Below are 20022 nucleotides of genomic sequence, written 5' to 3' on the forward strand. Positions count from 1 at the left end.
CAGAGCGGCGAGTTGGAGAGGTTGCGCAGAGGCTGCCGCTATCTGCGTAACCCCCTTTTTTCATGACCGATAAGTAGCAGGTATAAAAGCTATGCCTATCAACAGACCCGCCTTCAATTTAAAACTCAATACGGCAATTGCCCAGCCGACTGTGAAGAAGGATGCAGGTGCAGAATTGCGCCGTTTGAATCAGAGCGAAGTACGTGCCAACACACAGACACGTTTTGCCGTTAATCACCGTGCCCCCACTTATGACGTCGCACAAAGTGCGCTGGGTGAAAATCACGGTGGCTGGACTGCCGCCAATCATTTCAAGATGACGGGGTCTGAAGTCTTCATCCATATGGATCGCCTGGAGCCGAACTGCAAGGGAGAGTTTGCCGGAGACAAGATCCACCTCAGCGTGGCGCCTTAGGATGTACCGAACGCATTCAATGCGATAGGCAAAATACTGCAGGCGAGCGACAGCCCGGTGGACTCGTGGAAAGTGACTGACATGAAGTGCCTGCAGGCAGAGATGCCGGCGGCAAAGCAGCGTGTGGCGCTGGGCGCTCAGTTCACAATCTACGCCAAGCCTGACCGTGCAGATAACACCTACAGCCCAGAGTACATGGGCAAAATGAGGGGGATGATCAGCAGTATCGAACAGGAGTTGAGCGCCGCCGGTGTGAGGCAGAGCAGCCATCGTCCGGACTCCGATGTCTCCCCTGGGCACTGGAGCTATGCGTCTTACCGCAATGAGCATAAAAGCAACAGATCAGGGACTTCCAATCAGCACAGGAACCTGGAGGCAGAGCCTTTTTTCCAGTTGGTCTCATTCTCTGACGGGGCTTCAGGGTCATCCAGGTCCAGCGCTGGCCATCAGGCTTTGCTGACACCATCGTGGGCCCGATAAGGCTGTTTTTCTGAGCGCTGCCGTGCGCCCGGGGTTTCTGTCGTGAAACGTGGGTGTCGAAAGAAACGCTGGTTGCACGGCGACAGCTCCGGGTTCACCGGTGCAGGATCACCTGATGAATCTCCTGCAACGGGATGATCCGCTGCGCCGCGTTCAGTTTGATCGCTTCCTTGGGCATGCCGAATACCACGCAGCTGGCTTCGTCCTGAGCCACTGTCGCGCTGCCGGCGTCGAGCATTTCCTTGAGCCCGCGTGCGCCGTCGTCGCCCATGCCAGTCATGATGATGCCGGTGGCGTTCTTGCCGGCGAATTTGGCCACCGAACGGAACAGCACGTCCACCGAAGGACGATGGCGGTTGACCAGCGGGCCGTCGATGACCTGGACGTGGTAGTAGGCGCCGCTGCGCGTGACCATCATGTGTTTGCCGCCGGGGGCGATCAACGCGAGGCCGGGCAGGATGCGGTCGTTGTTTCTGGCCTCGCGCACCTCGATCTGACTCAGGCTGTTCAGGCGTTCGGCGAACGATGCGGTGAATTTTTCCGGCATGTGCTGGACGATGACCATGCCGGGACAGACGCGGGGCAGGGCCGTCAGAACCGCTTCAAGTGCCTGTGTACCGCCTGTCGAGGTGCCGATGGCGACGATGCGTTCAGTGGTCTGCGCCATGGCATGGCCGCTGGCAGCCGGCAAAATGGCATCGGCGGTCAGTTTGCTGGCCGGGGTCAGCACCGGGGCGGCGGTGCGCTTGCCGAGGTTCCTGACGTTGGAGTTGGCTGCTGCGCGTACTGCTGCAACCAGCTCGGCAGCCGAATCGATGAGGAAGTTCTTCAGGCCGGTGGTGGGTTTGGTGATGATTTCCACCGCCCCGGCAGACAGCGCCTGCAATGAGGTTTCCGCGCCTTTCTGGGTCAGCGACGAGCAGATCACCACCGGTGTCGGCCGCTCGCTCATGATCTTCTTGAGAAAGGTGATGCCGTCCATGCGCGGCATTTCCACGTCCAGCACAATGACGTCCGGCCATTCCTGAGCGAGCTTGCTCATGGCGAATATCGGGTCTGACGCCGCACCCATCACGTGAATATCGGGGGTGTCGTTGAGAATGGCCACCAGTACCTGGCGTACCACGGCCGAGTCATCGACCAGCAGTACGCTGATTTTTTTGTTTGGCATCTTTTTCCATTGCTTCCATTGGTTGGTGCCTGACCCATACGTTTCCGTCCCACAGGTCGAAGATGATGCTGCGATGGCCGGTGCTGCCCAGATCCTGAGCCATCAGCTTCAAGCGGTGCTGTTCGGCCAGCGCAAGCGCCGCATGAACGTTGCTGTCAGCGACGTTCTGCATGTGCGGGTCATGGCGATGAGCTGGAAACATTTCGCCGCCGCCAAACAGTTTGACCTGATATTCCTCCGGCAGGGTGCCATTGGCCAGCGCATGGCGAATGAGTATTTCCATCGCTTCGTCAGCGTACCTGCCGTCCAGTGGCTGATGCCTGCGTATACGCCCGGGCAACATGAAGTGGCACATGCCGCCAATACGCCGCCACGGGTGCCAGAAGGTAATCGCGACGCATGAACCCAGCAACGTGCGCAGGCGAGTCGGCCGGGTCTGAAAGACCACTTCGCCAGGCCCCAGCACTATTTCGGCTACACCGACAGGCGTGTTCATGGTTTGCGGTAAATCGAAGGGGAGACCATTTTCAACATGTCATTTACACCGTTCAGGCTTTCTGAGTGGCTGATGATGAAATAGCCTCCTGGCTTGAGACGCGGGATCAACCGCGCCACCACTTTGCTTTTGGTTTCCTGATCGAAATAAATCATCACGTTGCGCAGGAAGATTACGTCGAACTCGCCCAGATCCGGCAGGGTGTCATTGAGATTGACCTGCACGAAACTGACCCGGCTGCGCAACGACTTGTCGATCAGGAAGGTCCCTTCCTGGCGACCTATGCCTTTCAGACAGTATTTGAACAGCAAAGGTTGCGGTAACGTCTCGGTGCGTTCCATGGGGTAGTGACCGCTGCGCGCCTTGCTCAGCACGCGAGTGCTGATGTCCGAACCGACCACTTCCCAAGGGGTTGTGCCCAGTTGTTCGGCCAGGGTCATGGCCAGGCTGTAGGGCTCTTCGCCAGACGAACTGGCAGCGCTCCAGATACGGAACATTTTGCCGTGCGTGACCTTGGGCAGCACCTGCTGACGCAGAAAATCGAAGTGCTTGGGTTCGCGGAAGAAATACGTTTCGTTGGTGGTCAGCAGGTCCAGCGCCACTTGCAGCTCGCCGTTGCGCTGATCGTTCATGATCAGCTTGAAATACTCGCCATAGTTGTCCAGCTCGTAATGCTTGAGACGCTTGAACAGACGGCCGGCGACCAGCGCTTTCTTGGCCAGCGTCAGTTTGATGCCCGCAGCGTTGTACAGCCAGTTCTGGAACTGGCCGAATTCGCGATCGGTGAGCGACGCTGTATCAGGCATGTGCAGACCTCACGTCGCATCGACGTCGGGCGGTAGCGACTGGCTTGCCTCGGCAAGGCTGGACATTTCATCGATGGACAACACGCGGTCGACCTCAAGAACGATCACGAACTTGCCGTCGACCTTGGCCATGCCGCTGATGAAGTCGGCGCGAATTCGCGCACCGAAGTTCGGCGGCGGCTCGATCTGCGACGCCGGAATCTCCAGCACCGCCGAGACATTGTCGACCAGCAGACCGATGTCCTGCGGCTGGCCGTCCTCGCTGTTGGCCTCGATGATGATCACGCACGAACGCCGGGTGATATCCGAGTTCTGCCGCCCGAAGCGCGCCGACAGATCGACCACCGGCACCACCGCGCCGCGCAGATTGATCACCCCGCGCACGAAGGCGGGCATCATCGGCACCACCGTCAGGCTGCCGTACTCGATGATTTCCTTGATGCCCAGAATGCCGATGGCGAACATCTCGCCACCGAGCATGAAAGTCAGGTACTGCGCCTCTTCTTCGACCGTCGCTGCGGTCTGCCGAGTCGTGACCAATGAGCCCATGTCGTTCTCCCCTGGAGTCTCTATCGAAGCCGGCAATCAGAAACGGGTAAATTCCGATTCGTCCGGGGCGCCCGCCATGTTTTGCGCAAATGCCTTGCGCGGAGCCTGCTGTGGAGGGCGCGGAGGCTGACGGTTCGGGCTGTTGCGGCTGTCGAACGTAGCGTTCTGCGCGACGGCCCGTGGCGATGCGTCGAGGGTGAAGAAACTCATGGCCTGTTGCAGTTGTTCGGCCTGGCTGCTCATTTCTTCAGCTGTGGCCGCCAGTTCTTCGCTGCTCGATGCGTTTTGCTGGGTGACCTGGTTGAGCTGGGTCATGGCAGTATTGATCTGCGCCACACCGGCTGCCTGCTCTTCCGACGCAGCACTGATTTCCTGCACAAGGTCGGAGGTCTTGTTGATCGAGGGCACCATCTCGTCCAGCAACTTGCCGGCCTTCTCGGCCATGTCCACGCTGCTCGACGACAACTCGCCGATTTCCTGCGCGGCCACCTGGCTGCGTTCGGCCAGCTTGCGCACCTCGGCGGCCACAACCGCAAACCCCTTGCCATGTTCGCCGGCACGCGCGGCTTCGATGGCAGCGTTGAGGGCGAGCAGGTTGGTCTGGTAAGCGATGTCGTCGATGATGCTGATGCGCTGGGCGATTTTCTTCATCGCCACAACGGTCTGCTGCACCGATTCGCCGCCATCGGTGGCCTCCTTGGCGGCCTTGCTGGCCATGCCATCGGTGACTTTGGCGTTCTCGGTGTTCTGGTTGATGCTGGCGCTCATCTGCTCGACCGACGCGCTGGTCTCTTCGACGCTGGCGGCCTGCTCGCTGGTGGCCTGGCTCATCGACTGAGCGGTGGCGCTGACTTCTTCCGAGGCACTGGCCAGGTTGTCGGCGGCATTACGCACTTCGCCGATGATGTGCGACAGCTTGCCGACCATGTTGCGCATGGCGTTGAGCACCATGCCGGTCTCGTCCTTGGAACCGTGGCCGATGTGGGCGTTGAGGTTGCCCTCTGCCAACTGCTCGGCGGCCGTTGCAGCCTCTTTCAGCGGGCGGGAGATGATCCGGGCGATGAACAGCGCCAGGCCGAGACCGATCAACAAGGCTGCAACCAGCACGACGACGATCGAGATGCGTGCGTTTTCGTACAGCGTGGTGCCTTTGTCACCAGCAGCAGTCGCCCCGGCGTCGTTGAGCTCGACCATTTTTTGCAACTGACTGGTCACTTCGTCGAAATGCGTTTTGGACTCGCCCTTCAGCAGCGCTCGTGCCTGGGCTTCGAGGCCCTGACGGGACATGTCGAACAACTCGTTGCTGCTCTTGAGGTACGCAGCCCATGTCGAGGTAACGCCATTGAACAGTTGGCGATCTTCGTCACTGACCACCAGCTTGTCATAGGTGGCGAGGCGGGTTTCGAACTGTTTGCGAGAGTCCGCTGCTTCAAGCTCCATCTGCGCCTTTTCCTGGGCGGTGTCGGCTGCAATGTGGCGGTTTTCCTTCAAGCGATAGTTGGCGGCGAAGAAGCGCATGCCCGAAGCCGCGCGCATGGACGGCATCCAGTTTTCCTTGATGTCCTGAGCGGCCTGGTTGACCTGGCCGAGCTGGATGATGGCAAAGACTCCCATGGCCGCGGTCAACGCCAGAACCACCAGAAACGAGGTAATCAGCTTGGTGGAAATCTTCAGATCGTAGAACCATTTCATTGAAGTAACTCCTTGGGAATTGCGAATCCGTCAGCGAGAAGTGGGCAACAGGGATTGAGGCGCCTGGGTCGAGCGGGCCTCCATTTGTACGATCTGGTTGAGCAGGGCGGGTATGTCGAGAATCAACGCCACCGCGCCGCTGCCCAGAATCGTCGAGCCGCTGATGCCGCGCAGCGCGCCGAACAGCTTGCCCAGAGGTTTGATAACGGTTTGGAACTCGCCAAGCAGGTCATCGACCACCAGACCGGCCTTGTGCTCGGCGTAACGCACCACAACCACGTTCTGGCGCCTGGCGGCCGGGCCTTCATGATTGAAGTGGTCACGCAGGTAGACCAGCGGCAGCACTTCGCCACGCAGGTCCAGGTAGCCGCTGTCGCGGGTCAACTGCCGGTTGCGTTCGTCCAGCTCGATGCATTCCTGCACCATGTCCAGCGGGATCACGTAAGTCGACTGATCGATACCGACCAGGAAGCCGTTGATGATCGCCAGCGTCAGCGGCAGGCGGATGCGCACGGTGGTGCCCTGACCGGGCTGACTGTCCAGATCCACCGTGCCGCGCAGCAAGGTGATGTTGCGCTTGACCACGTCCATGCCGACACCGCGCCCCGAAAGGTTGGTGACGGCCTCGGCAGTGGAAAAACCTGGCTCGAAAATCAGGTTGTAGATTTCCTGATCGGTGAGGCTTGCGCCGGCCGCCACCAGTCCGCGTTGCTGGGCCTTGTCGAGGATGCGCTCGCGGTTGAGTCCGGCCCCGTCGTCGGCGATTTCAATGACGATGCTGCCCGAGTCGTGGTACGCGTTGAGGCTCAAATGACCTTTGGCCGGTTTGCCTGCTGCGCGACGTGCTTCGGCGCTTTCGATGCCGTGGTCCATGGAATTGCGCAGCAGGTGCATGAGCGGGTCGCCGATCTTCTCGACAACGGTTTTGTCCAGTTCGGTTTCCGCACCGTTGATAATCAGGTCGATGTCCTTGCCCAGTTCCTGACTGACATCACGTACTACGCGGCGAAAACGATTGAAGGTGTCGCCGATGGGGATCATGCGCAGGTGCAGCGCGCCATCCAGAATTTGCTCGACCAGCCCCGACACGGTCGAGCTGGCTTCCTGAAGCGGGTCGTTGTCGCACGAACGGGCCAGCAGGCTGGCCCCGGCGCTAGCGATGACCAGTTCGCCGACCAGATTGATCAGCTCATCAAGCTTGTCGGCATTGACGCGCACATAACGACCGTCCTTGTTTTTCTGCTCGCTGGCCGAAGAAGGGCGCTCTAAAGCTGTTGCCGCAGCAGGCGCACGCGGCACGGCACGCTGGTCACCCAGCAGTTCGCCGCTGGCAACCGCAGGACTTTGTCCGGTCTGCGAGACCAGGTCTGTGCCAGTGGGGTCGACGTGGTTTGCTGTCTCGCTCATCAAGGTGATTTCTACGGCGCAGTCTTCCCGCACGAAGTCGAACACTTCGTTGATCGCGGCATGCCCGGCAGACGAGCGAAAATCGATCTCGAAGCCCAGGTGGCAGGATTCCGGGTCCCACGCTTCCAACGCCGGGATGCTGTCGGTAACGGTGGTGACCTGAACCATTTGCCCCAGCGTATTGAGGTAACGCAGAAACGACAGCGGGTCCATGCCGTTGCGAAACACATCCACGCCAAAACGCAGCGAGATATGCCATAGCACTTCGGCAGGCTGTTCATCGATCACACTCGGCGCTTGCGCCTCGTCAGCAGGCTGGGCATTGCCCGGCGCCTGATAGACCTGTAATGCCTGACGCAGCGCCGCTTCGCGTTCCAGTGCTGGTGGCTGCAATGTCTGGCCACGACTGGCCACTACGTCGATCAACTCAAGCATGTGATCGCCGGACTTGAGCAGCACTGCGATGAGCCCGGCGTCCACCGACACGCTGCCTTCACGCAGGCGGTCGAGCACGTCTTCAACGATGTGGGTGAAGCTGACGATAGGCGTCAGCCCGAATAGCCCGGCCGAACCCTTGATGGTGTGCGTTGCGCGGAACACTGCGCCAATTGCGTCCTGATCGCCGGGTTCGCTTTCGAGTTGCAGGAGGGATTCCTCCATGGCCTGCAAAAGCTCACGCGCTTCAACGATGAACGTCTGCTGTGCCTGATCGAGATTAATACTCACGATGACTTCCTTGATCGATCACTCGGCAATAATGCAAATGGACGCGCTACAGCACGACACCGGGATTGCATAACTCGAAGGTTTCGGTGACTGCCTTGCTTTGCCCGGTCATGCGCAGCCAGGTCCCGGTCTTGCCGGCTTCGCGCTGGATGACTGCCAGCAATTGCAGGCCGGCACCGTCCATCTCGGTAACTTGCGACAAGTCGACTTCCACTCGCGCCGCACCAGTGATCTGTGGCAGCAAACGGGCGGCGAGTTCGGTCACGGTGTAGATCGTCAGCTCGCCGTCGATCTGCACGCGGGTGGCGTCAGCCTGATTGTCGTCTGGGGTTGGCATGCTGGCCTCCATGGCCCTTGATCTCAGGGCAGGATCAGCTTGGAAACCGCTGCGAGCATTTGCGCTGGCTGGAACGGTTTGACGACCCAGGCCTTGGCGCCTGCCGCCTGACCTTCAGCCTTTTTCGATTCCTGAGACTCGGTGGTCAGCATGATGATCGGCGTGAACTTGTAACTGGCCAGCTTCTTCACTTCCTTGACGAACGTGATGCCATCCATGTTCGGCATGTTCACGTCGCTGATGATCAGGTGCACTTTCTGCCCGGTCAGCTTGCCCAGTGCATCTTTGCCATCGCAGGCCTCGATAACGTCGTATCCGGCACTTTTCAGCGCGATGCCGACAACCTGCCGGACACTGCTTGAATCGTCGACCACCAATACACTCTTAGCCATGATCTACTCCTAGAAAAACGTGATTTCCTGCGAACTCTGCTGTGCTGCCGATTCGCCGCGGTGAGTGCGGCGTTGCTCGTCGGTCGCGTAGGTGGACTCCATGCGCGCCAGCCATTGCCGGGCGTCGATGGCGACGGCCTCATCGGGAGACTGGCTGGCTTGCAACAGATGCGCGTGCAAAGAGTCGATGTTGTCGCGTACGTGAGCGAGAATCTGGCTGACCCGGTCCTGAAACTGCAGGTTTACAAGGACTTCGGTCATTTCGTCGCGAATACCGAAGCTCTCCTGCTTGAGCAGGTCGGCGGATTCGGCCAGGCGACCGGTAATGCTCTGGAAACGCTCCAGGACGTTCTGGATGCTTTGCTCGGAAGCTGCCACCGAATGGCTGTCCTGATCAGCACCGCTGGAGGCGGCCTGCACCAGTTGCGTGATGGCATTGTTGATGATGTCGACCTTGGCCGACATCTGCTGACCGGTTTCGCTGGACTTGCTCGACAGGCTGCGCACTGCGTCGGCGACCACGGCAAAACCACGGCCGGCTTCACCTGCGCGCGCCGCTTCAATCGCGGCGTTAAGGGCCAGCAGGTTGGTCTGTGCAGCAATCGCTGCGACGTCCGCGGCCATGGTGCGCAACTCGCCTGTGTAGGCGGTCAGGCTGCGAACCTGGGAGAGCGTCTGGTCGCGGCTGGCCTGGGTGGCTTTAAGGGAGTCAATCACCTGGCTCAGCTCGCTGTCGCTCTGGGACAGGACTTTCAGAGCGCCATCGGCATTCTGACCGTCCAGCTCACCGGCAGCGTGCTGCGAGGCCTGCACGGTTTCCTGCAAGCGTTCGGAAATTCCCATAAAGCGGCTGCTCAGCTCGACAATGGCGGTTTCGGTCTGCTGGCGCGAACTTTCGACCTGTTTGGCCCAGATCGGCATGGCACCGAGAAAGACTTCATTGAGCTGTGCATGGGAGGACATGGCACTGGTTTGAGCGTTATGTGCCTGGTGATGGTCCAGCGCTTGGGCAACAGCGCGACGCACGTCGTTCTGCTGGGCGCGGGCAGCCAGTGCACAGGCACCGAGACCGATAGCGAGCAGGGCCGCACAAGCAAGCAGATTGGTCGTACTCGTACCGGATTGCGTGAGGATCCAGGCAACGGCAGGTATGACGGGAATCAGAGAAAACCAGATGAAATGCGGACGACTTTGCGCAGGAGTACTGCTGGAATGATTCGACATCATGGGTTCGATCCCTGAACAGTGCAGCGTTGTACACGACTCAATGGTTATCTGCGCGGTGCAGACGAACTTGATACCTGTACGAGCGCCTTCCGTCCGATCGCATCGCGCAGAGCCCGGTCAGACTAAAAATAGCGGGTATTCAGGGCACTGCAAGTCAGCGTAGAGCGAGATGCACTCAAGAGCGTCCAGAGCGGCATGACGATAGTGTTCTCCCCGCACGCCTCTCGTTCCTCACGCTCCAGCGTAAGAATGAATTTCACGACGCTCTGCGTCGCAAGTTCTGCGCTGCACAGGTCAATTCAAGGAGGACGCAGGGCACGCAGAAGGGCATGCCCACGCGAAGCATGGGCACGATGGTGTGTTCCCGCACGCCTCTCGGCTGGCGGGCCTTAGTGCAGCTTCATCCGTGGCTCGGTGCCTTTGCCGATCTTGCTGCCCAGCATCAGCATCAGGGTGCGGAAGGTGCCGTACAGCGCCATCTGGTGCATGCGATACAGCGACACATAGAACATCCGCGCCAGCCAGCCTTCAAGCATTACGCTGCCCATCAGGTTACCCATCAGATTGCCGACTGCCGAGAAGCTCGACAGCGAGATCAGCGAGCCGTAGTCCTTGTAGGTGTACTCCGGCAACGTCTTGCCTTCGATCCGCAGGCGCAGCGATTTGGCCAGCAACGACGCCTGCTGATGAGCAGCCTGAGCGCGTGGCGGGACGTTGCGGTCGGTGCCTTTTTGCGGGCAGGCGGCGCAGTCACCGAAGGCGAAAATATTCTCGTCACGGGTGGTTTGCAGCGTCGGCAGCACTTGCAACTGATTGATCCGGTTGCTCTCCAGCCCATCCAGCTCATGCAGAAACGCCGGAGCCCGAATACCCGCTGCCCAGACCTTCAGGCTGGCCGGAATGACCTGCCCGCTGGCCGTGATCAAGCCGTCGGCGGTCACTTCGCTTACCGCGGCATTGGTCAGCACCGTCACGCCAAGTTTTTCCAGTGTCTTGTGCACCGGCGCGCCGATACGCTCTGGCAATGCGGGCAGCACCCTAGGCCCGGCTTCGATCACGGTAATGCGCAGGTTTTCCGGCTTGATCTGGCCCAGCCCGTAAGCCGCCAGCTCGTGCGCCGCGTTGTGCAGTTCTGCCGCCAGTTCAACACCCGTCGCACCTGCGCCAACGATGGCCACGGTGATTTCCTGAGCACTGTCAGCCTGACCGGCGTGGGCGCGCAGGTAGTGGTTGAGCAGTTGCTGGTGGAAACGCTCGGCCTGTTTGCGGCTGTCGAGAAACAGGCAATGTTCCGCCGCGCCCGTGGTGCCGAAGTCGTTGGTGGTGCTGCCCACGGCGATGACCAGCGAGTCGTAACCCAGGCTGCGTGCCGGAACCAGTTCGGCACCGTTTTCATCCAGCGTCTCGGCCAGGTGAATCTGGCGACTGGCGCGATCCAGCCCGGTCATGCGCCCGAGCTGAAACTGAAAGTTGTTCCACTTGGCCTGAGCCACGTAGTTCAGCTCGTCTTCATACGAGTTGAGCGAACCCGCCGCGACCTCGTGCAACAGCGGTTTCCAGATATGCGTCAGGTTGGCGTCGACCAGCGTGACACTGGCCGTGCCTTTCTTGCCCAGGGTTTTACCCAGGCTGGTCGCCAGCTCCAGACCGCCAGCGCCGCCGCCAACGATAACAATACGATGCGTCATAAGGATTACTCGGAAGGTTTAAGGAATTCGCGGGGAGCCTGATCTTCGCGAGCGCAAGGCAGCTCATAGCGTCAGAAGGCTCGATAAACGGGTTCATCACGGCAACACCGGGATCAGGAGCGGCCTGCGCTCGACTGGATGCCGGTTTGCCTGAAGGTACTCTTCGACACACCTTTGCGGTTCCGGGTTCAGGTGGCGGCTCAATTTATGCGTTGTCTCAAGCGTGCTGACGGGCAGGGGGCCAGGAATCAGTGATTTCCAGCGGCTCGACCTGCAACACATCGTCCAGGCGGATGATGCCGCTTTGTAACACTCGCGCAGTGATTCCGCCATGCCCACGCACCGCCTGAAAGGTCCCGTGACCAAGGCGCTGTTCCAGCCGCGCACAAGGCTGGCACCAGCCAGTGGTTTCAAAAATCGCCTGGCCGATGCGAAAGCGTCGGTTTTTCAGGCTGAACAGGTTGATGCCGCTGATCACCAGGTTGCGCCGCAAGTCCTGTGGCACGATGGGGTTATCCGCCGCGCGGTTCAGTAATGAACCGACCACCGCCAGATGCTCCCACTGGATCAACGTCACCTGCCGGGCGTTGCGCGGACCAGGTCGCGAATGATCGCCGGTCAGCCCCGCTTCGCGCCGCGCTTCCACCGCGTCCAGTTCGATCATCTCGGCCCGCGACTCCGGGCGCACACCAATCCAGCGCACACGGCCTTGTTGAGGCACATCGGCCAGCAGTTCCTGCAAGGGGCTCATAAACTGATTCCAACATCGAAAACGACACTGCGCCCCAGGTTGGTACGCAAAAAGTCCGGAGCGCCCGGATGCGCGAACAATACCCGAGCAAAGGTCGGCCCCACCAGCGACAACGAACGCCAGCCTTGACGCAGATACTCGGTCGGTGGTGGAAAATGACTGTTGAGGTCCAGCACCTCGCGCTTGAGGCTGGCGAAGGCGATGATATCCAGCCCGCCCAGGTCAATGCCGCGTTCGCGATAATTGGTGGATTTCTTGCGCAGGGTAGGGGCGAGTCGGTGCAGCAGTTCAGAGGCAGGAATCCGTTTAGGCTTGGCTTCCCGACGTACCAGTTGGCTCAACGAAAAAGCGCTACGTCGTCGCGCCAGCTCCTCGCGCCACTCGTCATTGAGACGACGCCCTTCATCGAGCACAAAAAACACCTCGAAACGCCCGTCACGAAACAGCACATCCGGCGGCTCCTGAGTGGCAGGCGTGAAGTCCTCGTTGCGATGCGCAATGTTCAGCCCCTGCAACAGGCGCTGACAAACCCAACGCTCACGCTCCCACTTCCGCGCATTGGAGAGAAAGGCGTTGGCTTGTTCGGCCTGGATCGTCAACAGGCGTAGGTAGTCTGAGTCATCCATAGGGCCAAGCTTAGCGTTCAAGTTGCCATGACTGGAAGAGTGAATGCAGGTGTGTAGACTGGCAATTCATTTTTTGATCGCTTGCGAAAAATGCCCGCAGGCGCTGCTTTTATCGAGGCTCTTCAGGACAAGCCAAAAGGCGTTCTGAGATCACGCCACACGGTGTTCGTCGCTGACATCCAGAAATGCCATCCATCGCCATGACGTTCGCCATTCCCAAAATACGCGATTACAGCTATCGCATCATGCTTGATCGAGAGGTGCGCATCGTGCCGCAGTACGCAGGCGATGACGATAAAAGGCTGTGGTTACAGTTGCGCGACGGGCAGCTGATCAGTCAGCCGCCTAAAGCTTTTCTGTACGGCGCCGAAGGCATGAAAAGCCAGTCAAATGGTACTCAGAATATGCATTCAGGAATTGGATATTGAACGCTAATGCACTCTTCGCCGGACTTTTATTTTTTTGTCTTTCAGAGGGCGCATTGGCATCAATGCAAAAAGGCCTGGATGCGTACAGTCAAGGACTGTATGAGCAAGCATTTTCTCTCTTCCAGAAGGAGGCTGCCAAGGGTAATGCTGAGGCCGAGTACTACATCGGGTTGCAGTATGAGGAGGGGAAAGGTGTATCCAAAGATACGCTAAAGGCCTTTGAGAATATCTCTGCCGCCGCACAACAGCGGTTGGTGCTGGCTCAGTACAGGTTAGGTTTTTTTTATGAAAACGGTATTGGCACAGCTGTAAATCTATCAAAGGCTGCTGACCTTTATAAGGCCGCTGCGGAGCAAGGTTTACCTGCTGCACAGTCCCGATACGCACTTATGCTTGGCGAAGGAAGAGGCGTAGAAAAAGATGAAGTGTCAGCGGTTGGCTTCATACAGCGTGCCGCTGACAGTGGTGATGCCGAGGCGTTGAATATTCTGGGCGTGGGGTATATCGAAGGTCGTGGTGTCGACCTTGATGCGGTCAAAGGTTTTCGTTTTCTTAAATTGGCAGCCGAGAAAGGCGATCTCCTGGCGCAACGAAACCTGGCTAAAAGCCTCGCGGAAGGAACGGGTGTCGAGAAAGATGAGCATGAGGCATTTAAATGGTATGAAAAATCCGCTGCGGGAAACGACCCTATCGGTCAACTGGCGCTGGGCCAAGCCTATGAGTATGGCAAAGGTGTAGAACAGAACTATGAGAGCGCCCTTGCCTGGTACCGGCGCAGCGCTTCAACTGGCTATGCCCCTGCGCAGTATAAGATTGGATATTTTTATAACGTTGGCAAAGGGACGGCGACGGACTACAAAGAGGCTCGTTATTGGCTTAGGCTCTCAGCTACTCAAGGGCTTGCTGTTGCGCAGGCGGATCTGGCAAGTCTTTTTGAATCAGGCCGTGGCGGTGCTGTTGATAACGCCACAGCTGCAAAGTGGTATCGATTGGCTGCGGCTCAAAGTATGCCTCGTGCGCAGTATCAACTTGCGCTCATGTTAAAAGAGGGGCGTGGTGTTGAGCATAACTATGCAGAAGCGCTGCTGTATTTTCGTGCGCTCTCTGCGGAGCGCATTGCCTATGCGGAAAACGAGTTAGGCAACATGTACAAACACGGCTATGGTGTTCCCCAGGATTACTCGAAAGCTATGGACTGGTACTGGAAAGCGGCAGGACAGGATGACGACGCCGCTTTCGCGAACCTTAGCCTGATTTATGAAAAAGGTCTGGGTGTTTCGAGAAATCCAGTGATTAGCTATGCCTTGATGAAGTGCGCGTCTAGCATAAACCCTGACAGCGAAGTCTACAAAGATGCGATAGATAAGGTTGCGCAGCAGATGGATTCCGGAAAGGCTGTGGATGGAGACAGACTGTCGCACGAGATTTGTAGAAACAAGAGCGTTGCTGTCGATAATTATCTGAAATAAGAATTTTTGCACAGCTTGTTAACGATTTGGAAAACGCGTCATCCTGCTCTGAAAAAAAGGGCGGGGTGGTGAAGGTAAAATTATCCTGAAGCAGGAACCTGGCAGTGTTTATTTTGGGTTTGGCGGTTTATGTGTTGGGCGGTATAGGTCTCTATTATTTTACCGGTCATTTAACAGCTGCCGGTGAGGTGATGAATGCCACGTATGCCTGGATTTATCTTGACGCGGGAGTTCGAATATCGACCTATCAGTTTACTTGCTTTGGTTGGTCGACAGTATGCCACGCTTGTTGGATGGCACTTTTCTCGCCAAAGGGTGTGGTGTGGGTAGGCAGTATGAGATTTTCAAACGTCGTTTATTTGTTTTTTAGAACGCTCGGTTATTTGTTTTTCTGTCTTTTTATTCTGGCGATTGTTGGAGTGGGGGTTGCCAAGAGGCCATTTTCTGACTTTCATCAATTCTTTTCCATACTGGTTCCCTGTCTTTTGCTGGGAGGCTGGGTTTGGTCTGCACGAGATTTTCTGATTGCGGTTTCTGGGCTCAGGAAAATGAGCGTCAGGTGAATATACCCTTGAGAGTTTGACCACAGCCGCTTGGAGTCAGGCGACTGTGAGGCAGCCTTCGTGAGTAATGCGGATCGCCGCCCCGGTGACTCCGAGACCCGTTGGACAGAAGCAGAATTGCCTGCGTATTGAGGACTATCAATGCCCCCGGTGCGGAGCCTCTAAATCACCCGAGAACAATTCATCCTCAGCATCCGGGCTCACCGGAATCGCATGCTCTTCAGAAGCCCAGGCCCCTAGGTCGATCAGTTTGCAGCGCTCTGAGCAAAACGGGCGGCTCGGACTGGCGGCGCTCCATTCCACCGGGGCATCGCAGGTTGGGCATTGGACGGTCATTGGTTGGCTCATGATTGGCCTCCACGCAAAGTAAGGTAAAAGTGGTGCAGCCGCTCGACTTCGCTGTTCAGCCAGGCGTGATCGCGGTCATTGACCAGCACATCGTCGGCATGACGCAAACGGTCTTCACGCTGGATCTGCACCTTGAGAATGGCTTCGACCTGCTCCTGGCTGGAACTGTCGCGCAGCATGGTGCGCTCTATTTGCAGGTGTGCCGGAGTATCAATAACCAGCAGGCGCTGCACCATACGGTATTGCCCGGACTCGATCAGCAGCGGCGAAACCAGAATGGCATACGGCGATTTGGCCCTGGCCAGATGACTGACGATTTCCTGATTGATCAACGGATGCAGCAGCGCTTCCAGCCAGCGTCGCTGCTCCGGGTTTTCAAAAATCAGCTTGCGTAGCGCGCCGCGATTCAGCTCGCCGCTGGCCTGCAACACGCCTTTACCGAAGTGCGCGGCTATCTGCTCCAGCGCTGGACGCCCTGGCTCGACCACCCAGCGGGCGGCATGGTCGGCATCCACGGTGTCGATGCCAAGGTTGGTAAAGCACTGCGCCGCTGCGCTTTTACCGCTACCAATGCCGCCAGTCAGGCCAAGAATCCAGGGTTTTTGATCAGGGTGAGTCATCTGAAACCGGCAAACTGCATGTAAGAGTCGGTTATTTGACCACCCCAGAGCAAAGCGATCCACCCCGCAATGGCCAGATAAGGACCAAAGGGGATCGGCGTACCGCTTTCGACCCTGCGCACACGCATCATGATCACCCCGAGCACCGCGCCTACCAGCGATGACAGCAGGATGGTCAACGGCAGAATCTGCCAGCCGCCCCATGCGCCAAGCATGGCCAGCAACTTGAAGTCGCCATAACCCATGCCTTCCTTGCCGGTTACCAGCTTGAACAGCCAAAACACCGACCACAGCGCCAGATAACCGGCCACCGCGCCCCACAGCGCATCGTTCAGCGAGGTGAACAGCCCGAAAGCGTTGACGATGAGGCCCAGCCACAGCAGTGGCAGCACCAGAGAGTCAGGTAACAGCTGGTGGTCGGCGTCGATCAGACTCATCGCCAGCAGGCCCCAGCTCAACACCAGCATCGCCGCTGCCTGCCAGCCGAAGCCGAAATGCCAGGCGACGTAGGCCGACAACACTGCGCAGGTCAGCTCGACCATTGGGTAGCGCATGCTGATGGGGGCTTTGCATTGTGAGCATTTACCGCGCAGCAGCAGATAGCTGATCAGCGGCAGGTTTTCCCTCGGGCGGATCTTGTGCGCGCAGTGCGGGCAACTGGAGCGGGGGCGGTTCAGGTTGAAGGCAGGCTGATCAGGTTTGGCGGGCAGGCCGAGCATTTCACGGGATTGGGCTTTCCAGTCGCGCTCCATCATTTTGGGGAGGCGGTAGACGACTACGTTGAGGAAGCTTCCGACGATGAGGCCGAGTAGGCAGCAGGTAATGACGAAGGCCAGCGGTGAGCTGGCCAAGAGGTCGAGGAGGGGCATGTCAGGCAACGTCCCCTAGTTTGAATATCGGCAAATACATCGCAATCACTAAGCCGCCTACAACGACGCCTAGTATGGCCATGATCATTGGCTCCATTAGGCTGGTCAGGCTATCAACCATGTTATCGACTTCATCCTCATAGTAGGTCGCGACCTTATCCAGCATGTTGTCCAGAGCCCCGGACTCTTCGCCGATCGCAGTCATCTGGATTGCCAGACTTGGAAAAACTCCCGTTGCTCGCATTGAAAAATTCAACTGCATCCCTGTGGATACGTCTTGTTTAACTTTATTTACCGCATTTCTAAAAACCACATTACCTGTCGCACCTGCGACCGAGTCCAGCGCGTCCACAAGCGGAACGCCGGCAGCGAAGGTAGTTGCCAGTGTTCGTGCGTAACGTGCAACGGATGACTTAAAAATCAACGGTCCGATAACCGGGATCTTCAACAATATTCGATCAATACTATCTCGAAAATTCTGTGATTTTTTATAAGCCTTTTTGAATAAAAAGAAGCTAGCAAAGAACGCCAAAACAATAGCTATCCACCATTGCTGGATGACCTCGGAAAGCCCGATAACCATCAATGTGAACATTGGCAACTCAGCGCCAAAACCCGCAAAAACCGATTGAAATTGTGGTACAACTTTTATGAGCAGAATACCTGATACGATCACCGCAACGATCAACACGGCCGCAGGATAGGTCATTGCTTTCTTGATTTTGGCTTTGAGTTTTTCTGTTTTTTCTTTATAAGTCGCGACTCGGTCCAGCAGACTTTCGAGTGCTCCTGCCTGCTCTCCCGCATCTACTAAATTACAGAACAGGTCGTCAAAGTACTCAGGTTTTTGTCGTAATGCTGTTGCGAAACTATTTCCCGCCGAAACTTCCTGCTTGAGCGAGTTTACCAATGCTCGCATATTTGGGTTCTCTGCCCCCTCGCTAATAATGTCGAACGACTGTAACAGCGGCACTCCAGCTTTCATCATTGTCGCCATTTGCCGAGAAAAAAATGCGATGTCCAACGGTTTTATTTTTTTGCCTTTACCGAAGATAGAAGCAGATTTTTTGCGCACCTTGGTAGGGTTTACACCCTGTTTACGCAGTTGTGCCTTGATGAGTGCCGGGTTATGGCCGCTCAATTCACCGCTGAGTTTTCCGCCTTTTTTATCTACGCCTTCCCAAGTATAGATACTGACTTTAACTGCCTTGCTGGCCATGCTTAATCCTTGGTCACGCGGTTGACTTCTTCAAGGCTGGTGATGCCTTGCATGGCTTTCGAAAGCCCCGATGTGCGAAGGTCATTGAAGCCGTCCTTGCGCATCTGTCTGGATATTTCCAATGAGTTGCCTTCTTCCATGATGATGCGCTCCAGTTCCGGTGTTTTTTTGACCACTTCGTAAATACCGACCCTGCCTCTATAGCCCCCGTTGCAGTGCTCACAGCCCACCGGACCAAAGATCTTGAAGGTGCCGATTTTAGCTTCTGGAAAACCTTCCTGAATCAGTGTGTCACGAGGGATATCCAGTTCTTTCTTGCAATGGCTACACAACTTCCGCGCAAGTCGTTGCGCAATAATCAGGTTGATTGCTGTGGCAATGTTGAACGCTGCAACGCCCATATGATGCAGTCGAGTCAAAGTTTCCGCTGCGCTGTTGGTGTGCAGTGTGGAAAGCACCATATGGCCGGTCTGCGAGGCTTTAATGGCAATTTCTGCCGTTTCCAGGTCTCGTATCTCGCCGACCATTATTACGTCGGGATCTTGACGCAAAAATGCGCGCAATGCTTGGGAAAAGTCCAGTCCTTGGCGCGGGTTGACGTTGACTTGGTTGATGCCCTCCAGATTAATTTCTACTGGATCCTCAGCAGTGGAAATGTTGATGTCCACGGTATTAAGGATATTCAGGCCTGTATACAGGGACACGGTCTTGCCGGAGCCTGTCGGGCCGGTAACAAGAATCATACCTTGCGGCTGCTTCAGCGCCTCCAGATACAACGCTTTTTGTTCTGGCTCGTAGCCCAGCGCATCAATGCCCATCTGTGCACTGGTAGGATCGAGGATCCGCATCACGATCTTCTCGCCCCACAGCGTGGGCAACGTATTCATACGAAAATCGATGGCTTTTGTTTTGGACACCCGCAACTTTACACGTCCGTCCTGCGGCTTGCGCCGTTCCGAGATATCCAGACTGGCCATGACTTTCAAACGCGCGGCAATACGATTGGCCAAGTGAATGGGCGGTCTGGCGACTTCATGCAAGATGCCGTCAGTACGCAATCTCACGCGGAATATCTTTTCGTAAGGCTCAAAGTGCAGGTCGGATGACCCTAATCGGATGGCATCCATAAGCATTTTGTTGACAAAACGTACCACTGGAGCGTCATCAGCGTCGTTCTGTGCAGCGAGGGAGGTTTCTTTGCCATCGGCCGGCTCGATATCCAGACCCAAGTCGACATCTTCCAGATTACCCAGACCGCTATCACTGTCAAAAAAACGATCTATGGCAGCGGTCAGCTTGTCATCTTCGACCAGAATCGCTTCTGTGTTCAGGCCAGTACTGAACTGAATATCCGTTACCGCCTGATGATTGGTCGGATCTGAAATTCCGATAAATAGCTTGTTACCGCGTCGCCACAGGGGCAGCGCGTGATGTTGGCGAACCAGTTTTTCGCTCACAAGGCCCTTAGGCTGGCTTTCCTTATCTAGACTGGCGAGGTCCATGAATGGCACGCCGAACTGATCGGAAGCCATTTCGGCGAGCGTCAGGCTTTTGACCAATTTGGTCTGGACTAAATGGCTGACTAACGGAATTTTGTCGCGGCGAGCTTGCTGATGAGCTAGCTGCGCGGCAGTTTCGGTAAGTAGCTCGGCCTGAACCAGTTGCTTGGCCAAACCGGTAAGGACGACATCAGTCATAAATCCACCAGATACAGACAGTGAGAGGTTTATAGCGTAGTCGGGC

General features: G+C 57.1%; 20 protein-coding genes and 2 pseudogenes. 4 read left to right on the top strand and 18 right to left on the bottom strand.

The window, feature by feature from the left end; all coding sequences use genetic code 11:
- Nucleotides 1–91 precede the first annotated feature (91 nt).
- Nucleotides 92–895: pseudogene (locus RYA97_RS17730) on the top strand (type III effector).
- A gap of 94 nt (nt 896–989) precedes the next feature.
- On the opposite strand, the gene RYA97_RS17735 reads toward RYA97_RS17730, so the two are convergent.
- From RYA97_RS17735 to RYA97_RS17790, 13 genes are all read right to left on the bottom strand, one after another.
- On the bottom strand, nt 990–2066 hold the full coding sequence (locus RYA97_RS17735; RefSeq protein WP_003430751.1) for a chemotaxis response regulator protein-glutamate methylesterase: 1077 nt from the start codon (nt 2064–2066) through the stop codon (nt 990–992).
- Nucleotides 2029–2562, bottom strand: a complete 534-nt coding sequence (gene cheD, locus RYA97_RS17740; protein ID WP_003371235.1) for a chemoreceptor glutamine deamidase CheD — start codon at nt 2560–2562, stop codon at nt 2029–2031. Before cheD ends, RYA97_RS17735 begins: the two co-directional genes overlap by 38 nt.
- A complete protein-coding gene (locus tag RYA97_RS17745; protein WP_003371237.1) occupies nt 2559–3368 on the bottom strand; it encodes a CheR family methyltransferase in 810 nt (269 codons plus the stop codon). The genes cheD and RYA97_RS17745 overlap by 4 nt, the downstream gene beginning before the upstream one ends.
- Before the next feature lie 9 nt (nt 3369–3377).
- Nucleotides 3378–3917 (bottom strand): chemotaxis protein CheW, encoded by a 540-nt coding sequence (locus tag RYA97_RS17750; RefSeq protein WP_005745466.1) that lies wholly within the window; start codon nt 3915–3917, stop codon nt 3378–3380.
- Between the two features lie 36 nt (nt 3918–3953).
- On the bottom strand, nt 3954–5609 hold the full coding sequence (locus RYA97_RS17755; RefSeq protein WP_005745467.1) for a methyl-accepting chemotaxis protein: 1656 nt from the start codon (nt 5607–5609) through the stop codon (nt 3954–3956).
- Between the two features lie 30 nt (nt 5610–5639).
- Nucleotides 5640–7742: a chemotaxis protein CheA gene (locus tag RYA97_RS17760; RefSeq protein WP_016981128.1), complete on the bottom strand. Its 2103-nt coding sequence runs from the start codon at nt 7740–7742 to the stop codon at nt 5640–5642.
- A gap of 46 nt (nt 7743–7788) precedes the next feature.
- The gene (locus RYA97_RS17765) at nt 7789–8079 is read right to left on the bottom strand and encodes a lipid asymmetry maintenance protein MlaB (RefSeq protein ID WP_057404257.1); all 291 of its coding nucleotides are present in this window, start codon (nt 8077–8079) and stop codon (nt 7789–7791) included.
- Nucleotides 8080–8102: 23 nt separating this feature from the next.
- Entirely contained in the window at nt 8103–8471 is a 369-nt protein-coding gene (locus RYA97_RS17770) for a response regulator (protein ID WP_002553206.1), read from the bottom strand.
- Nucleotides 8472–8480: 9 nt separating this feature from the next.
- Entirely contained in the window at nt 8481–9698 is a 1218-nt protein-coding gene (locus tag RYA97_RS17775; RefSeq protein ID WP_410478508.1) for a methyl-accepting chemotaxis protein, read from the bottom strand.
- 389 nt (nt 9699–10087) lie between these two features.
- Nucleotides 10088–11386 carry an NAD(P)/FAD-dependent oxidoreductase gene (locus RYA97_RS17780; RefSeq protein ID WP_011167718.1) on the bottom strand — a complete coding sequence of 433 codons (1299 nt, stop codon included), beginning with the start codon at nt 11384–11386 and terminating at the stop codon, nt 10088–10090.
- 96 nt (nt 11387–11482) lie between these two features.
- The gene (locus RYA97_RS26590; protein ID WP_327203937.1) at nt 11483–11719 is read right to left on the bottom strand and encodes a DUF3094 family protein; all 237 of its coding nucleotides are present in this window, start codon (nt 11717–11719) and stop codon (nt 11483–11485) included.
- Complete coding sequence (locus RYA97_RS17785; RefSeq protein WP_117140410.1) at nt 11604–12137, bottom strand: MOSC domain-containing protein; 534 nt, start codon at nt 12135–12137, stop codon at nt 11604–11606. The genes RYA97_RS26590 and RYA97_RS17785 overlap by 116 nt, the downstream gene beginning before the upstream one ends.
- Nucleotides 12134–12763: a DUF1780 domain-containing protein gene (locus tag RYA97_RS17790; RefSeq protein WP_003430735.1), complete on the bottom strand. Its 630-nt coding sequence runs from the start codon at nt 12761–12763 to the stop codon at nt 12134–12136. Before RYA97_RS17790 ends, RYA97_RS17785 begins: the two co-directional genes overlap by 4 nt.
- Nucleotides 12764–12877: 114 nt before the next feature.
- Between RYA97_RS17790 and RYA97_RS17795 the strand changes: the two are divergent.
- From RYA97_RS17795 to RYA97_RS17805, 3 genes and pseudogenes are all read left to right on the top strand, one after another.
- Nucleotides 12878–13191, top strand: a pseudogene (locus tag RYA97_RS17795) (hypothetical protein); the annotation flags it as partial.
- Nucleotides 13188–14660: a tetratricopeptide repeat protein gene (locus tag RYA97_RS17800; RefSeq protein WP_117140409.1), complete on the top strand. Its 1473-nt coding sequence runs from the start codon at nt 13188–13190 to the stop codon at nt 14658–14660. The pseudogene RYA97_RS17795 and the gene RYA97_RS17800, both read left to right, overlap by 4 nt.
- Before the next feature lie 104 nt (nt 14661–14764).
- The gene (locus RYA97_RS17805; RefSeq protein ID WP_005782685.1) at nt 14765–15223 is read left to right on the top strand and encodes a hypothetical protein; all 459 of its coding nucleotides are present in this window, start codon (nt 14765–14767) and stop codon (nt 15221–15223) included.
- Nucleotides 15224–15361: 138 nt separating this feature from the next.
- Here the strand turns inward: RYA97_RS17805 and yacG are convergent, their stop codons facing one another.
- From yacG to pilB, 5 genes are read right to left on the bottom strand one after another with little or no spacing between them, the layout of a single operon-like run.
- Nucleotides 15362–15571 carry a DNA gyrase inhibitor YacG gene (yacG, locus tag RYA97_RS17810; protein WP_002552020.1) on the bottom strand — a complete coding sequence of 70 codons (210 nt, stop codon included), beginning with the start codon at nt 15569–15571 and terminating at the stop codon, nt 15362–15364.
- Nucleotides 15568–16191 (bottom strand): dephospho-CoA kinase, encoded by a 624-nt coding sequence (gene coaE, locus RYA97_RS17815; RefSeq protein WP_117140408.1) that lies wholly within the window; start codon nt 16189–16191, stop codon nt 15568–15570. Before coaE ends, yacG begins: the two co-directional genes overlap by 4 nt.
- The gene (locus RYA97_RS17820; RefSeq protein WP_117140407.1) at nt 16188–17060 is read right to left on the bottom strand and encodes a prepilin peptidase; all 873 of its coding nucleotides are present in this window, start codon (nt 17058–17060) and stop codon (nt 16188–16190) included. Before RYA97_RS17820 ends, coaE begins: the two co-directional genes overlap by 4 nt.
- A 1-nt stretch (nt 17061) precedes the next feature.
- The gene (locus RYA97_RS17825; protein WP_117140406.1) at nt 17062–18279 is read right to left on the bottom strand and encodes a type II secretion system F family protein; all 1218 of its coding nucleotides are present in this window, start codon (nt 18277–18279) and stop codon (nt 17062–17064) included.
- Nucleotides 18280–18281: 2 nt separating this feature from the next.
- On the bottom strand, nt 18282–19976 hold the full coding sequence (gene pilB / locus RYA97_RS17830; protein WP_117140405.1) for a type IV-A pilus assembly ATPase PilB: 1695 nt from the start codon (nt 19974–19976) through the stop codon (nt 18282–18284).
- Between the last annotated feature and the right edge of the window lie 46 nt (nt 19977–20022).

Origin of the sequence: Pseudomonas syringae group sp. 26L6 (assembly GCF_032587815.1) — a bacterium.
GTDB lineage: Bacteria > Pseudomonadota > Gammaproteobacteria > Pseudomonadales > Pseudomonadaceae > Aquipseudomonas > Aquipseudomonas amygdali.